The 16,265-nt window shown below is 49.4% G+C and carries 10 protein-coding genes; 6 read left to right on the forward strand and 4 right to left on the reverse strand.

The annotated features are described in order from the left end of the window. Positions 1-4: 4 nt before the first annotated feature. The 5 genes from COW20_19705 to COW20_19725 all read left to right on the forward strand — a co-directional run bounded on the left by COW20_19705 (position 5) and on the right by COW20_19725 (position 6,923). Positions 5-490, forward strand: coding sequence for a hypothetical protein (locus tag COW20_19705; GenBank protein PIW45580.1), 486 nt, complete (start codon positions 5-7; stop codon positions 488-490). Positions 491-662: 172 nt separating this feature from the next. Then, on the forward strand, positions 663-1,094 hold the full coding sequence (locus COW20_19710) for a hypothetical protein (protein ID PIW45581.1): 432 nt from the start codon (positions 663-665) through the stop codon (positions 1,092-1,094). Positions 1,095-1,152: 58 nt separating this feature from the next. After that, positions 1,153-2,556, forward strand: a complete 1,404-nt coding sequence (locus COW20_19715) for a hypothetical protein (GenBank protein ID PIW45582.1) — start codon at positions 1,153-1,155, stop codon at positions 2,554-2,556. Between the two features lie 3 nt (positions 2,557-2,559). Beyond that, positions 2,560-5,697, forward strand: coding sequence for a CusA/CzcA family heavy metal efflux RND transporter (locus tag COW20_19720; protein ID PIW45583.1), 3,138 nt, complete (start codon positions 2,560-2,562; stop codon positions 5,695-5,697). Then, entirely contained in the window at positions 5,694-6,923 is a 1,230-nt protein-coding gene (locus tag COW20_19725) for a hypothetical protein (protein PIW45584.1), read from the forward strand. The genes COW20_19720 and COW20_19725 overlap by 4 nt, the downstream gene beginning before the upstream one ends. A gap of 40 nt (positions 6,924-6,963) precedes the next feature. On the opposite strand, the gene COW20_19730 is transcribed toward COW20_19725, so the two are convergent. The 3 genes from COW20_19730 to COW20_19740 form a co-directional block, all read right to left on the reverse strand. Continuing rightward, positions 6,964-8,934, reverse strand: a complete 1,971-nt coding sequence (locus COW20_19730; GenBank protein ID PIW45585.1) for a hypothetical protein — start codon at positions 8,932-8,934, stop codon at positions 6,964-6,966. Positions 8,935-9,066: 132 nt separating this feature from the next. Then, the gene (locus COW20_19735) at positions 9,067-13,329 is read right to left on the reverse strand and encodes a hypothetical protein (GenBank protein PIW45586.1); all 4,263 of its coding nucleotides are present in this window, start codon (positions 13,327-13,329) and stop codon (positions 9,067-9,069) included. A gap of 6 nt (positions 13,330-13,335) precedes the next feature. Then, positions 13,336-14,193, reverse strand: coding sequence for a hypothetical protein (locus COW20_19740; protein PIW45587.1), 858 nt, complete (start codon positions 14,191-14,193; stop codon positions 13,336-13,338). Positions 14,194-14,461: 268 nt separating this feature from the next. On the opposite strand from COW20_19740, the gene COW20_19745 reads away from it, so the two are divergent. Next, the gene (locus tag COW20_19745; GenBank protein PIW45588.1) at positions 14,462-15,214 is read left to right on the forward strand and encodes a hypothetical protein; all 753 of its coding nucleotides are present in this window, start codon (positions 14,462-14,464) and stop codon (positions 15,212-15,214) included. Between the two features lie 3 nt (positions 15,215-15,217). Here the strand turns inward: COW20_19745 and hppD are convergent, their stop codons facing one another. After that, positions 15,218-16,261, reverse strand: a complete 1,044-nt coding sequence (gene hppD, locus COW20_19750; protein ID PIW45589.1) for a 4-hydroxyphenylpyruvate dioxygenase — start codon at positions 16,259-16,261, stop codon at positions 15,218-15,220. Positions 16,262-16,265 lie beyond the last annotated feature (4 nt).

The raw sequence follows: 16,265 nt of genomic DNA on the forward strand, positions 1-16,265 counted from the left end.
AAGCATGTCTGTCATTCAATCCGTTCAGCCCATTCAACCCCCAAGCCAAATCTCTCCTTCAACGCCCAAACCAGTTAGCAGCGAAAGTACACAAACGCCCCCCTCTTCTGGCTTGGAGCAGGATCATATCAACGTGAAAGTCAAGACGGGCCTTCTTCCCAGTACCAAAGGGTTTTTGGCGGGTGCCGCTCCCTCGGCAGTAATTGGCGCAGGTGTAGGAGCAGCCTTGGGACTGCTCTTTGGACAAGTCAAAATGGGTGCCGCTCTGGGGGGGATCTCGGGTTCCTTGGCGGGTGGTGTGGCAGGAGCCATTTCTGCCAATATGAGTCCTGAAGAGCTTAAAAATGGCGGGCAAAAGAAAATCTTCAATGCAGGACTGGGAACAGGCGCGGTTTCATCCTTTGTTTTGGGCATGACCGTATCCCTCTTTACAACCCCTGTGGGTATCGCAGCTGGTCAGGCTGTCGCAGAACCCCTTCCTTTAAAATAAATCTCCGCAGATCATTTTCAAAAGAGCGGTCTAAAAAAGACTGCTCTTTATTTATTTGAAATACTCCCCCAAAACAAAATATGGCAAGCCCTCAAGCCCCTTATCACCCCCTTTTTTTCCTCAAGCAATACCCTGTACAATATCTTGGCAGCCTGCTAGAATCATTTTCAGTATGTGCAATGATTTTTATTCCCTGATCCGAAAACTGGGCCTCTTGCTGTGCATGTTGGCTTACGTGATCATTCCCCATCAGGGGGATTTTCTCGATAGTATCAGTTTGAGCACATCACTCCCCAACCAATCCGCTTTGGTTGAGGCCCAGCAGCAAAGCTTAACCCCTTTTCAAGCGGTTTTAAGAGGGCTGAAAATCACCCCCGAATCAGGCGGACATGCCCATACCCTGGCCAATCAAGGCATCAGTCATCCTGAAAGTTTTGTAACGGCCCAAACTCCTGAATTTAAAACCATTCAAGTGATCACCCAAGAGGTCAATACCGCTGTTCGGATCTCGTTCCCCCAAGCACCTCTGCCTGTCTATCAGGAATCACATCCCCTTCCCCCCCCTCTTTCTGCACACATCGCCTCGACTGTTCTGTTGATTTGAAGCGTTCGCCGGCTCACCCGGTTTTGAGACGCTTTAAAATTTACAGAATGGAAAACCTATGAAAGATCAATTTCGAAAAACACTACTGCTGGCCTGCTCTCTTCTCGTGCTGAGCGCCTGTCCCCAGGAGAAGCCAAAAGCTGAAGAGCAGACCGCCCCCCCCCAAAAAACACAGGGACAAGAACTCAAACTTTCGGCCCAGGCCATAGCCAACGCCAAACTGGAACTGCTTCAGGCCGGGCCCAAAACCCTGCGCCAGATTCGCGATTTTCCTGGCAAAATCGCCCTGGATGAACACCGGGTTCAGGCCATTTCTTCACGGGTCAGCGGGGTTGCTGAACTAACCGATAAACATATTGGCCAACGGATTCGCCAAGGCGATCTGCTGGCCGTGATCGAAAGCAGAGAACTGGCTGATTTGCGTTTGGATTATCTCAACCAGCAAAAGCAGACCGAGCAAGCCAAAAAACTTCTTCAGCGTGAAGAAAATCTGGGCAAACGCATTCAACAATTGATTCAGGCCCTGCGCAAAGGGGGCCAACCCGAAAGTATTCACCAGGCCGTACTGGGCTTGCAGATTGGCAGCAGCAAAAGCCAGTTATTGACCCATTATTCACGCCTGCGTCTGGCCCAAACCAGTTTTGAGCGCGAAAATAAATTGGCCCAAGACCAGCTCTCCACCTCGCAGGAATTGCAACAGGCCCGCCAGGAACTCGAAGCCGCCAAAGCCCAGTATATTGGTGCCTTGGAAGATCTCACCTGGCAACGTGAAAACACCCTGCTGGAGCATCGCCAAACCCTGCGTCTGGCCCAGTCAGCCCTGGAGTCAGCTCAAGCCAAACTGCAAACCTTTGGGCCGGGTGGCCTGACCCACCTCAGCCCCAACCAAATGACCCGCTATGAAATCCGCTCTCCCCTGAGTGGCGTGGTGGTTGAAAAAAATGTCACGGAAGGTCAGGGTGTCATGCCCGATGCTCCCCTTTACAAGGTGGCTGATCTTTCTGAAGTCTGGGCCGAAATTCAAATCTATGAAAGTGAATTGGATCATATCCGCCTTGGCCAGCAGGTCATGGTACGTGCCGATGGCCTCAAGCAAAGTGCGCCGGGTCAAATCACCCATGTTAAACCCCTGGTGGATGAAGTCTCACGCTCCGCAGAAGCCCATGCCCATATTGCCAACCCAGGTCTGATCTGGCGACCGGGAATGTATGTCACGATTCAGGTCACTGAAGGCACCTGGCAAGTTCCCCTGGCTGTCAAACGCCAGGCCCTTCAACAGCTGGAAGGCAAAACCGTGATTTTTATCAAGCAGGGCGAACGTTTTCTACCCCGTGAAATAAAAACCGGAAGAGAAGACGGTCAATCGATAGAAATTCTGGCAGGTCTCAAAGCTGGGGATATCTATGTGGGTAAAAACAGCTTTGTCTTAAAATCCGCCTTGCTCACCGCGCAGGAGGAATAAGCCATGTTGACACGTTTGATACGCTTTTCAATTGAACAGCGCTGGCTGGTCATGATCTTTACCCTGGCTGTGCTGATTCTGGGTATTTTCAGTTTTCAACACTTGCCCATCGATGCCGTACCCGATATTACCAATGTACAGGTTCAGATCAATACTTCTGCCCCTGGCTATTCCCCCTTGGAGTCTGAACAGAGAATTACCTTTCCGATCGAAACCTTGATGGCAGGCATTCCCCATCTCAAACAGACCCGCTCCCTGTCTAAATATGGCCTGTCTCAGGTCACGGTTGTCTTTGAAGATGGCACAGATATTTACTTTGCGCGCCAACAGGTCGGAGAAAAGCTGCAAACAGCAGCCAACCGTCTACCTCCAGGCATTTCGCCTGAAATGGGGCCAATCTCCACCGGCTTGGGCGAAATCTTTATGTGGACGGTAGAAGCCGAACCCAATGCCCGCAAAGAAGATGGCAGCGCCTATACGCCCATGGATCTGCGCACGCTGCAGGACTGGCTGATTCGCCCCCAATTGCGCAGTGTCAAAGGGGTCACCGATGTCAATTCCATGGGGGGCTTCCAGAAACAGTTTCACGTCACCCCTTTTCCTGAAAAACTGCTGGCCAATGGACTCTCTCTGCATGACCTTGTCATGGCCCTGGAACGCAACAATGCCAATGTCGGCGCCGGTTATATCGAACGCAATGGTGAACAATATCTGATTCGCGTACCGGGCCAGGCCCAAACCGAAACGGATATCGGCAATATTATTGTCGATTACCATGCGGGGTTCCCAATTCGTATCCGGCAATTGGCAGATGTCAGCCTGGGCAAGGAATTGCGAACAGGGGCAGCCACCCGAGGAGGCCACGAAACCGTTTTGGGAACAGCCGTCATGCTGCTGGGATCCAATAGCCGTGAAGTCGCAGAAGCTGTCGGCCAAAAACTCGAAGAGGTCAATAAAAGCCTCCCCGCTGGTGTACATGCGACCGCCGTCTATGACCGCACCGAACTGGTCGACAAAGCCATTCATACCGTTGAGAAAAATCTCAGCGAAGGGGCCTTACTGGTAGTTGTGATCCTCTTTCTCTTTCTCGGCAATATTCGGGCGGCGCTGATCACCGCCATGATTATTCCGGTAGCAATGTGCTTTACCCTCAGTGGCATGGTGGCAGGCAAACTCTCCGCCAATCTGATGAGCCTGGGCGCGCTGGATTTCGGGATTATTGTAGATGGCGCAGTGGTGATTGTCGAAAACAGCATTCGCCGCCTCGCGATTTTTCAACACGCCCAAAATCGCGCACCCGAAGCCGCCGAGCGCCGCGAAGTGGTCTTTGAGGCCTCACGAGAGGCCAGCAAAGAAATTCTTTTTGGCCAATTGATCATCATGATCGTCTACCTGCCAATTCTGACCCTCACGGGTGTAGAAGGCAAAATGTTTATCCCCATGGCCCTGACCGTAGTCATGGCCCTGCTGGGCGCGATGGTTCTCAGTTTTACCTTTGTACCAGCTGCTGTCGCTCTCTTCGTCAGTGGCAAGGTTTCTGAAAAAGAAAATTTCCTCTTGCAGGTGATTAAACGGGGCTATGTGCCCAGCTTAAAACTGGCCCTCAGACACAGGGGATTGGTGGTCAGTGCCACCCTGCTTCTGCTGGGTTTTTGCACCTGGCTGGCAATCGGCCTGGGCAAAGAGTTTGTTCCCAGCCTGAATGAAGGAGATGTGGTCGTACAACCGGTACGCATTCCAGGCACCAGCCTGAGTCAATCGGTCGAAATGCAACACAGCCTCGATGCAGCCCTTGAAAAATTGCCCGAAGTCAAACTGGTCTTTTCACGCATTGGGACGGCTGAAATAGCCTCAGACCCCATGTCCCCCAATGAGGTCGATACCTTTGTCATGCTCAAGGAAAAGAACCAATGGCCCAATCCCAACCTCAGCAAAGAGGACGTGATCGCCAAAATGGAGGCCGTGCTCAAAGAGCAACCAGGCAGTATCTATGAGTTTACCCAACCGATTGAAATGCGTTTCAACGAACTGATTGCCGGGGTGCGTGCCGATGTGGCTGTTAAAGTCTTTGGCGATGACCGCGAAATTCTACTCAGCCAGGGTGAACAAATCGCGAAAATCATCGAAAAAGTACCCGGTGCAGCAGACGTCAAACTTGAGCAGATTGATGGCCTGCCCATGATGACCGTGGCCCTCAAACGCAATCAGCTCAGCCGCTACGGCTTGAACGTCGCCGATGTGCAGGAGCTGATCGAAATCGCGATTGGCGGCAAAGCAGTGGGTGAAATCTTTGAAGGAGACCGGCGCTTCAGCTTGGTGGTACGCTTGCCAGAAAACCTGCGCAACGATTTAGATCGCATCAGACGCCTGCCCGTGCCGATTCATGCCAGCAGTCAGACCCACCCCAGTTTTATTCCCCTTTCAGCCGTGGCTGAATTTAAATTGGCCCCCGGCCCCAACCAGATCAGCCGCGAACAGGGCAAACGCCGAATTGTGATCACCGCCAATGTACGGGGACGCGATATGGGCTCTTTTGTGGAAGAAGCCGAAAGCCAAATTCAAGCCAAGGTCAAGCTGCCCAGCGGCTATTGGATGGCTTGGGGAGGGCAATTCCAACAGATGATCTCTGCCGCCCAACGCCTGCAATTGGTCGTGCCGATCGCTCTCTTCCTGATTCTGGGGCTGCTGTTTATGAGTTTTGGCAACCTCAAAGATGCATTGCTGGTATTCAGTGGGGTACCGCTGGCCCTGACGGGTGGTGTGCTCGCGCTTTGGATCCGCCAGATTCCGCTCTCAATTTCTGCGGGGGTGGGTTTTATTGCGCTCTCTGGGGTCGCGGTTCTAAATGGGCTGGTCTTGGTTTCGTTTATCAAGCACCTACAAGCCGATGGCAAAGATCTGCACACGGCAGTGACCGAAGGCGCTTTGGTGCGCCTGCGCCCCGTGCTCATGACAGCCCTGGTCGCCTCTTTGGGTTTCGTACCCATGGCCCTGGCCCATGGAACCGGTGCAGAGGTACAAAAACCCTTGGCCACAGTCGTCATCGGGGGAATTCTCTCCTCGACCCTGCTGACTTTGGTGGTTTTGCCAGTGCTCTATCTGATCTTCAATCGCCCGCAACGCAAGGAGGCCCAATCATGAAACGTCTTATTTTGGCACTCAGCCTCAATCTGGCCTTGTTCTCACTCCCTCTGGCCCAGGTCAGGGCCCAATCCCCCCTGACCCTTCAAGAAATTTTAAACGAGGTTCACAGGAGTCACCCCGATCTGCTGGCCTGCAAGCAGGAAATCAGGCAGTTTGAAAGCCAGATTGCCGAAGCCGGTTTGCTGGAAAACCCGAGAATTGAAGCCATGGGAGAAGATTTTCTCGGCAGTGCATCGGTCTCTGATCAGGATTATATGCAGTTTACTTTTTCAGCCAGTCAAAATATTCCTTTGAGTGGGCGTCTGAATGCACAGCAAGCGGTGTTCAAACTGGCACAGGAAGTTCAAAAAAACCAATGCATGCTCCGTCAAAGACAGCTCGATCAGGAGGTCAGTAAACACTACCTTGAGGTTTTGCTCTGGCAAGAGAACCTGTCTCAACTTAAAGAAATGCAGGTTTTGGCAGAAAAACTACTGGGTCAGACCGAAAAACTGATTGCACGGGGGCGTTTGAATATTCTCGAGCGCACCTTGCCCAGTGCAGAAGCTGAACGTTTGGGGCTGGAAATTGCGCAAAGCGAACTGCAATTAAAATTAAGCCGTCAAACACTCTTCAGTTATGGCACCGCCACCTCAGAGACACGGGTTGGAGAACTGGCCAGTCTGATTCCGCTGGTGCCTCCCACCGAAAAACCCGAACAGATTCAAGCCAGACACCCTCTCTACCTGGTGCAGCAACTGCGACTGGATCAGGCAAAACTGGAAGTAGAGCTGCAAAAATCGCGCAGCTTCCCCGATCTCAATTTGGGCAGTGCCCTGCGTTGGCACCCTCAAAGCCAGGATCTGGGCATCAATCTGGTCTTAGCAGCGCCCCTCCAGCTCTTTAACCAGAATCAACATGGCATTGCCCTTGCGCAAAGCCAGTTGGAACAAAGCCGCCTGGAGCTTGAGCGTTTGCGTCAAAACCAACTACGCGAATTGCACCAGCTCATGGCCCGACTGAAACAAGCACACCAACGGGCAAGTGCTTATCAGAAGAGTCTCTTGCCCTTGACACGGGATCACCTTGAAAAATTGCGTGTGGGCCTGGATGCAGGCAAGTTCAATGTGATGCATGTTTTACAGGCCCAGCAGCAGCTCTTAAAATTGGAGCAGGAAGCCCTGAACGCGCGTCAAGAAGTAGCCCGACTGGAACTTGAATTCAAACTCTGGTTATCCTCCTAAAAAACAGGCAGAGACCTGCGTGAATCCGCGCAGGTCTCTGCTAAGGTTTACACAAGGTTTGCACAATTTGTGGAAATTCACCTAATAATACATGAACCTGATCCAATTCAAAGGCTTGAAGCCGGGCCTCCAACTGAGATGAAAAATGCTGTAAGGTCGGGCAGGAATAGGCGTTTGAAAGCTCTTTCAAACGCTGATTAAACTCATCCAACTCATTTAAGATCAGTGAGTTCTTGACCTTTAGCCAAAACGGCATCAATTCAGATTGCAAAATCTGAGTCAATGAAAGCCTATCGATTGCCGACAATTCCAAGGAACGCTCTTCAGCGGGCATGGAAACTGCCAAAGTTTGGTAGGGCAGATACTTTTTCATATTTTGAATTAAATATTTAAATTCAATTGGTTTGCGCAGATAATCTTGAAAGCCAGCTTCTAAAAGTGTCTGTTCTTCTTCACGCAGGCCAGAAGCTGTTAAAGCTACCACAGGAATCACTTGGGTCAGCGGATTTGCTTTCAAAATCCGCATGGCTTCAATCCCGTCCATCACGGGCATTTTAATGTCCATCAGAATCAAATCCGGCAGGTATTTTCGGGCCAAATCACAGGCCTCCTGACCATTCTTGGCAAAACTCAGTTCAAAGGGAAAATCTAAAAGCTGACTTTCCAATAAAAGCAGATTGCTTTCAAGATCGTCCACCAATAAAAGACGGGCCGGTTGAAATTGGATATTTTGCCAATTCTCGGCGGTCGTTTCAGGAGCGAGAACCGTTTCAACCCTTGGAAAAACCAGGGTAAAAACAGAGCCCTTCTGCTCTTCACTTTTCAAATGGATTTCTCCCCCCATCAACTGCACCAACTGCCGACTGATGGCCAGACCCAAACCTGTGCCCACAATATCTTTGAGATAGGATTGATGAATTTGTTCAAAGGCATGAAAAATCCGTTTTTGATTGGCTTCTGAAATCCCAATTCCCGTATCACTGACGGCAATCTGAAGTCGCCCCCAATCAGCTGATTCTGGCTGATAAAAAACAGAAACCGCCACTTCTCCATGGGTGGTAAACTTCAAGGCATTGCCCAATAAATTGGTCAAAATCTGTTTGAGGCGCAGAGGATCCAAGGCCAAAGCAGCAGGCAATTCCGGCGCAACAGAGAAACTCAATCTCAAGCCCTTATTTTCAAAAGACAGCCCCATCGAAAGGAGCAAATCCTGAAAGACTTGCTTGAGATTCACAGGCTGTAATTCAACAGTCATCTTGCCTGCTTCAATTTTAGACAGGTCAAGAATATCGTTGATCAAACCCAGTAAATTTTGACCACTGCTGTAAATCGCCTGCAGATATTTTTGCCAGCGGGGCTCCTGAATCTGCTGCTGCAGTAATTGGCTGAACCCCAAAATGGCATTCATGGGCGTGCGAATCTCATGCGACATATTGGCAAGGAAAAGACTCTTGGCCTGATTTGCCGCTTTTAGCTCTTGGGTACGCTTCTCAACCAGTAGCTCAAGCTCAGCATTCAGATCATAGAGGGCTTGAGAACTTTCCCAACAGGGATTGGGATCTTCAATCATCCAAAGCTTGCCCTCTGCTTGCCCCATCGCATTCAAAACCAAGCTGCGGGTGATTTGTGCTTTGGTTTGCGTTTCGGAGAAACGCTTCAACTCCCATTGAGGAAGCAAAACCGTTGCATGCGTCTGCTCTTGGGCCAAGGCCATCAGCTGAATTTCTAATTCTGAAGGCTGCCAGGCAATGGGTTCAAAAAGTCGCTCGATCGGTTGGTACAAATAAGCGTCCAATTCCGCACCCCATTGAGCTTCAAAGGCCTGATTCCAAAATAGAATTTTGTTTTCCAATGAAGAATAAACAGCTGGCACAGGCAAGGCATTCAAAATACGCTGCTGACAACCCGCTTCTTGCGTAAGATTCAGTGGAGAACTCGCCTCATTCTGAGACATTTTCTCATCCACGGCATGTATATCCTCTATGCTTAGAGCAAGACTCAATGCATTCATTGTCCGGATTTCTCGCTGGAATTAGATTAACAAAAAAAATAAAGTCTTTACCATCCCCCAATGGGGGATTGACAAATAAAAAAAAATATGAAGCCCTTACTGTGCCTCAAAAATAACGTCAAATAAATTTATTTAATTTTTAAAAAGAATGGGAAATTGTGCAAGAACTGCTTGTGCCCCCACCAAATCAAAACGCTCCAAAGCCTGATCAAAACGTATCCGATAGGCGTTTAAATTCGGATCAGGATACTGCTCTGCAAGCTGATTTAAAAGCACAGCAAAGCTCTCTAATTCATCAAGAACCCAAGAGTCCTTCACTTTTTCCCAGGCAGGCAGAAGGCGTTGGTTCAAAGCCTTTTGAAACGCAAGCCTTTCTTCCGCAGTGCGCTCAAGTGGGTTAGAGGCAGACACAAAGGGCTGAGGCAGTGATTCTATTTGCTTCTGAGGCAAAAATCTTTCAAGACAGCGGCTCAATTTTTCAAATTCTACGGGTTTGCGCAAATAATCTTGAAAGCCATGCTCTAAGAGATCACTTTCTTCTTCCTGAAGGCTAAAAGCCGTTAAAGCAATCACGGGAATATGCTGAATCAAAGGATCTTGCTTCAGTTCAAGAAAAGCAGCCACCCCATCCATCACGGGCATTTTAATATCCATCAAAATCAAATCTGGCAAGGTTTTCCGTGCTTTTTCAAGAGCCTCCAGGCCATTTTCAGCCATGACCAGCTCAAAGGGATAGCTCTCCAGAAAGCTGCCCAGTAAAAGGCGATTGGTTTCAACATCATCGGCAATTAAAAGTCTGGCAGGTAAAAATTGAAGGGGTACTCCCTTGGCCTCCGTCACCTCAGGCAGAGCGCTTCCCTCTGTCTTTTCCAGGCCAGGTAGAAAAAGTGTGAAAATTGAGCCTTGATTCACTCGGCTGCTGAGGCTCAGACTCCCGCCCATTTTTTCAGCCAAATTGCGAGAAATCGCCAATCCCAGGCCTGTGCCTGCAGTGGCCTGACGATAGCTGTCTTTTTCCTGCTCAAAGGCCGAAAAAAGTCGTGCCTGGGCCTCTTCTGGAATACCTAACCCAGTATCGGCTACTTTCAGAGACAAAGTTCCCTGCTGGGCATCCTGTTCCTGCCAGGCTATCTCCAAAAGCACCTTGCCCCGTTGTGTAAATTTCAGCGCATTGCTGAGCAAATTTAAAGCAATCTGGCGCAGACGCAAGCCGTCTAAGTGTATGAAAGCAGGCAACTCCGATGCAATCCGCACTTCAAAATTTAAACCTTTCAGCTGAAATGAGCTCTCCAGTAAATTTTTCAATTCAGATACCAGGACTCTGATATCTGTAGGTTCAGCATGTAATTCAAGTTTGCCTGCTTCAATCTTGGAAAGGTCAAGAATATCATTGATCAAATGCAGAAGCGCTTCACCACTGCTGTTAATCGCCTCTAAATATTTTTGCCAGCGGGGCTCGTGAAGCTGCTCTTTGAGCAAACGGCTGAAGCCCAGAATCGCATTCATCGGTGTACGAATTTCATGGGACATATTCGACAAGAACATACTTTTGGAGCGCGAAGCTTTTTCAGCAGCCTCTTTGGCCTGGCGTAAATGTTCTTCAATTTGTTTTTGACGGGTAATATTCCGCAAAATGCCTTCCACCCCGGCAATATTGCCCTGAAGGTCCAGGGCTGGAGCTTCGGTGATCTCAAGCATAAAGGTTTCTGCCCCCTGTCGAAACCCTACTTCAAAAGGAGGCGGACTTTCACCTGCCAAAGCCCGAAGGAACACTTCTTTCCCTCTTTCCAGACTCTCCGTATCCCAGGCAACCAATTCTGTCCAGGGCTTTTCAAAGATCTGCTCAGCCGGAACCCCCACCAAGGTATCAATACTGGGGCTGATATAGCGCACCAATCCCTGGGGATCAATAGAAAAGAAGGCATAATCCTGCTGAATACCCTCTACCAGACGCTGAAAACGCTGGGCACTACTTTTAAACCGGGTTTCAGCCTTCTGACGGGCCAAAATCTCACGGCGCAAACGCCAATTCCAAATCAAAACAGCCAGAATCAAAAGCAAAGCCGCCCCCACCACCTGGCTGATCAGCCTGTAATCGGGTTTGAATTTTTTGGGAAAAAGCAGCCATTTTTGTGCGATTGTCTGTTTTTCTTCTTCCTGAATACTGGCCAAGGCTTTGTTGAGAAGGTGCTGCAAAACAGGCAAGTCTTTACGCACCCCCAACCCTCGCCCTGGTATCACATAATTCACAGGGGCGACAAATTCGAGGTTGTTCAACTGATGGGCATTGATCAAATAGGCTGCCACCGGCAGAATCTCAACAACGGCCTCAATTTGTCCTGAAGCCAAGGCCTTCAGACCCTCAAGGCTAGAAGCAAAAAAATGGGGCTGAATTTTGGGATAGCGACGAATCAAATCTTCGGTACTGCGTCGACCCTTGATCAAGCCCACGGATTTTCCCGCAAAGTTTTCAAGCCCTACAATCAAGTCCTGACGGGATCGCGTCACCAAAACCAAATCATAGTGAATAAAAGCACTTGTACGTAAAAGTTGCCCAGAATAATCCTGAGAATCATGTATCAAGCCCACAAGATCAACTTGATGGGCTTGAATTTTTTCTAAAGCGGCTTCCCAACTGGAGCTGGAAACCATCTCAAATGAGATCCCCAAGCGCGTTTCAATCAGTTTCAAATAATCCTGCGTCATGCCAGCATAATGGCCCTCTGAATCCTCAAAATCAAAGGGCGGAAAATCAGGGTGATAACTAACCCGCAAACGGGAATGACTGCTTAACCATTTTTTTTCAGCAGGGGTCAGACTTAAAGAATGCGTTCTTTCATGTAGATGGGGTGAAATCCACTTTGCATCAAGATAACTTAAATCTTCATGCTTCAACTCCTGACGGGCTTTTTCAAGAATCGGCATCAAAACTTGCCAATCCTTGCGCACGCCAATATGCAGATGCTGATTGCGCAAAGCAGAAAATTTTGCTTCGGCACGAAGATCCAAATTCGTCAGGGCAAGCGAATGAATCAGGGCATCGGCCAAGAGCATGTCTGTTACGGTTGCATCGACTTGCCCCGTTGCAACCGCATTGAAAATATCGCGAAAATTATTGAAATAGCTGAATTCTGCACCCGGAACCAATTGCTTGACCGCATTGACCAGAGAGTCCCCCTGAAGCAAAGCCACTTTTTTTCCAGCCAAATCTTCTATCCGCTGAATTTTTGCCCGGTTTTCACGTCGGGTCACAAGCGCTGTCAAAACCTCGCGGTAGGGAGCCGTAAAGTTTAAAAAGCTTTCCCGCGAAGGGGGAAACCGAAAGATGGCAGGCAAAATATCTATATCTTTGTTCTGGCTCTGCTTGAGTAAATCCGCCCAAGCACCTGAAACAAAATCCAATTCAATACCCAAATTCTGTGTTAAAAGACGCAGATAATCTATCGCATAGCCAGCAGGCTTGCCTTGAAGCTGAAAATCCAAAGGGGGGTAGTCCAGCACATTGCCTACCCGCCAACGGGGGTGCGCAGCCAGCCAGCGCTGCTCATCAGGCGTGAGTGAAGGCATCAGAACAGGAAACGAAGCTGACCTACTCAAATATTTGTCTTTCATCTGATAATAAACTGAATTGGACTCCTGCTTCAGCTGGCGCAGCTTCTTATCCAAGCGGGCCAGCAGATCCGCATTCCGGCCACGGGGAGCAGCAAAGAAAAGTTTGACAGGAAAAAGCAAATGCTGCGTTTCCTGCACATGGTAGCGCGAAAGCATCTGGTCGCCAAACCACTGATTGAGCACCGCAGCAGATACAGTGCCTTGCTCCAAGCGTTTCATGGCCTGCTCCAAGCTGTCCACGCTGACCACAACAAGCTTCACCTCGATTTGTCGCGCCAAAGCCCTCAGTTCAGTTTCCTGTTGAGATCCCTTGAGTACCGCCACCTGCCTCTGATCCAAATCCAGCAGCGTTTGAATCTGACTTCCTGGCGCGACATATAAACGTGACCAGCCCACCAAAACCGTCTCATGGTTAAATTGAAAACGCTGCAAACGTTCTGGGGTCCGTGCCATGTCGGGCATTAAATCAAGCTGACCGGCTTCAAGTTGCTGCAGACACTGCTGCCAGACACAGGGAATATACTCCAAGCGCCAATTTTCTGCTTGAGCCATCGTAGCCAGCAGTTCAGAAAAAAAACCAGACGCCTCTCGATTGAGGTTTTGATAGACTTTGGGGGGATTGTGGTAAATACCCACCCGCAGTACTTTGGGCTGGGCCTCAACTCCTTGGGACCAAAACAGGCCAGACGCCAATACAAGCAAAGCAAAAATATGCCCAAGCTTAAAAGAAAAGGGTTTCAAGCGGCCTGATGCAGCTGCCCAAACCTTTTCAAAAAGCAACATGCCTGGCTACTCCGGAAAACCGCAGCGCAAGACAGGCAGCCCACCCGGTAAAGCATCGCTGGGCACGGCATGGGTCTCAAAGGGATGAAGCGAGGCCAAGCGGAATTCAGCCCCTCCCTGCCCAAAAAAGGTTTCAAGCACAAAATGCCCCTGTGCCTGTTCAGACACAGAGGCTCTTTGCAACATGCCCGAAAGATGTAAAAGCACCCATTCCCCCTGATAAAGATAGACAATCGCATAAGGCCGCCAAAACGAACGGGGTTCAGGGTGTCCAGTGGCATAGCTCATATCGCGGAAAGCCAGATACCAGAGTTGGGGGTTTCGCGGCCCGTCTACAGAACCGTCTTCGCGATAAAACACATCACTGTGAATTTCAAGCGGCTGATAATAATTCCGGCCCTGACGCGGATCATGCTGTAAATGCGCGGTATACCACTGCCCGTCAAAAAGTGCGCAAATCTCCTCTGGAGGCCAGTCGGTTTCGGTTAAACGAAACAATTCATTGAGAAAGGCCAGAGATTTATGCACGCTGCCCCAGGCCAAATTCCACGAGGCCTTGCGACAGCATTCCATCAATAAATCCAAATCAATATCCAGCAGCATAAAGGGATCGACATCCAAAGCCTGGGCAAGCGCCAAGAGACGTTTGGCACCCTTGGGCAGACTTAAATCCTCCTGAGAGGCCCAGCGCAAAATGGTTTTGCGATGGGGGAGATCTGCCAATTCCAGGCTGCGACCAAAGGCCGCAAGATTGCCCTGAAACTCGCGCTGAATAAAGTTCTGAATCAAATCTTTACGCAGCTGAATCCGGTTTTCAAGCATTTCGCGCAGTGCATCAGGCTGCTCACTGGCCAGAGAAGACATGGGCAATCCCCTGTTTCATTGTGAATTTTCAGAGTGCATCCAAAAGCTGATGCCTGCAGATAGCATAAAGGCAAAAGCAGAATGCTTCAAGAGCAAAAGGAGATCCCCCCATGAAAAACAGAGTCTACAGCCTGGTCTTTCTCTCTGCCCTGATCCTGACCGCCGTTCTGGCCTTGAAAATGCCTGCTCTGGAAGCCTTTTCACAAACCAGACTGCTGGCCAACCTGCCCCAACCCAACCTGAATCAACTCTTCAAGTTGCCCCAATAATGCGAAAATTCACCGCTTTCATGTTCTGGGCGCGCGAGCTCTTTGAACTGCTGAAATTTATCGTTCTGATTCCCTTCAGTTGGTTCTGGCAGGCACCGCAAGTAAAAAAAAGCTTCTCAAACCGGGCACAGATCGTCTTGGTACCCGGATTTTTAGGACGCGGCCTAGAGTTTCTGCCCCTAAAACGCAAACTTGAAAAAGCCGGATTTGAAGTTTTTATTGCACAGTTGGGCTTTCAAGCAAGTCAAATTCAAACCAAAGGGCAAAGACTTGCCGAATTTCTGGAGGCTGAGCAGATTGAAAACGCCACCCTGCTCGGCTATTCTTTGGGTGGCTGGATCAGTTTGCAATTGCCTGAAAAAGCACGCTGGCGCGTCAAAACGCTGATCACCCTGGGAGTCGCTTTTCGAGGTACTCCCATGGCGATTCTTTTGAGCCCTTTAAAAGCAGCCCGTCAACTCATACCCGGCTCCAGCTTTCTCAAACAGGCCCATTCCCCTTGGCTTCATTTTCCCAACCATTTCAATTTTTACGCCCAAAGAGATGAAATTACAGCCTCTCAGCGCACCTCTCAGCTGAAAGGTATCCAAGAACACGTATTGCCTGTACAAGGCCATCTCAACCTGATTTGCCACCCACTGGCCCAAAAGGAACTGGTCGCTCAGCTCATACAAACAGAAACAGCTCTGAACAGGGGAGGTAACTGTTCAGAGCTGAAATCAAGCAGAGACAAAATCCTTGCCAGAAGCTAAAGTCTAAATCACGCCCCGGCGGGCCTGATCCCGTTCAATTGAATCAAACAAAGCCTGAAAATTGCCTTCGCCAAAGCCCTTTTCGCCTTCACGCTGAATCATTTCAATAAAAATGGGGCCAAACAGGTTCTGGGTAAAAATTTGCAAAAGATAGGTATTTTCAGCTTGAGAATCCACCAGAATCTGCAATTGCTTGATCTTTTCTTTATCTTCTTTTACAAAGGGGACCCGTTCAAAGATCGTGGCATAGTAATCGTCGCCAATATCCAGGGTTGAAATTTTCTGCGGATCAAGTGCTTCACAAGAGGCCACCAGATCTTTGCAGAGAAAAGCCAAATGCTGAACCCCCGGCCCCTTATAGATCTGCAGATATTCATCAATCTGGTTGTTGTTATTGTCTTTGCCTTCATTGATGGGAATGCAGAAAGTGCCACAGGGGCTTTGCAAAGCATAGGAAACCAAGCCGGTCTTGGCGCCCCGGATATCAAAATAGCGCACCTCGGTAAAGCCAAAGATCTCTTTGTAAAAATTGGCCCAATACTCCATTGTGCCCTTAAAAACATTATTGGTCAGGTGGTCAATCGCCAAGAACCCCTTATCAGCTACCATTTGAGGGTTTTCCAGGTCTTCAAAATCCGACGCCCAGATCGTGTTCTCCCCCTCGTAGCGGTCAATAAAATAGATCAAACTGTCGCCTATCCCATAGATCGCAGGATAGGGCAGGTCCTTGTGACTGTCTTCAGCAGGTTTCGCTCCCCGCTCCAAGGCTGTCTGATAGGCAAAGGCTGCATCCTTAACCCGCCACCCCATCGAGGCAATCGCCGGGCCATGCGCTTTGACAAATTCAGCCGTAAATCCAGCTTTTTCATCGTTGAGCAGAAAATGGATCCCATTCTGACGGTAATAGACAATCTGCTTGCCCTTGAACCGTTTCAGCTTTGAAAAACCAAATTCAATAAAAACATCGTGCATCATGCTCTCTTCAGGGGCTGCGAATTCTGTAAATTCAATGCCTGTCAAGCCAAGCGGATTCATCTTCTCATTCATTTGT

This window comes from bacterium (Candidatus Blackallbacteria) CG13_big_fil_rev_8_21_14_2_50_49_14, assembly GCA_002783405.1.
Classification (GTDB): Bacteria; Cyanobacteriota; Sericytochromatia; order UBA7694; family UBA7694.

Bases quoted from the DNA above. Each gene is read 5' to 3' on its own strand.
- COW20_19705 (PIW45580.1), top strand. From the start codon at position 5: ATGTCTGTCATTCAATCCGTTCAGCCCATTCAACCCCCAAGCCAAATC.
- COW20_19710 (PIW45581.1), top strand. From the start codon at position 663: ATGTGCAATGATTTTTATTCCCTGATCCGAAAACTGGGCCTCTTGCTG.
- COW20_19715 (PIW45582.1), top strand. From the start codon at position 1,153: ATGAAAGATCAATTTCGAAAAACACTACTGCTGGCCTGCTCTCTTCTC.
- COW20_19720 (PIW45583.1), top strand. From the start codon at position 2,560: ATGTTGACACGTTTGATACGCTTTTCAATTGAACAGCGCTGGCTGGTC.
- COW20_19725 (PIW45584.1), top strand. From the start codon at position 5,694: ATGAAACGTCTTATTTTGGCACTCAGCCTCAATCTGGCCTTGTTCTCA.
- COW20_19730 (PIW45585.1), bottom strand. From the start codon at position 8,934: ATGAATGCATTGAGTCTTGCTCTAAGCATAGAGGATATACATGCCGTG.
- COW20_19735 (PIW45586.1), bottom strand. From the start codon at position 13,329: ATGTTGCTTTTTGAAAAGGTTTGGGCAGCTGCATCAGGCCGCTTGAAA.
- COW20_19740 (PIW45587.1), bottom strand. From the start codon at position 14,193: ATGTCTTCTCTGGCCAGTGAGCAGCCTGATGCACTGCGCGAAATGCTT.
- COW20_19745 (PIW45588.1), top strand. From the start codon at position 14,462: ATGCGAAAATTCACCGCTTTCATGTTCTGGGCGCGCGAGCTCTTTGAA.
- hppD (PIW45589.1), bottom strand. From the start codon at position 16,261: ATGAATGAGAAGATGAATCCGCTTGGCTTGACAGGCATTGAATTTACA.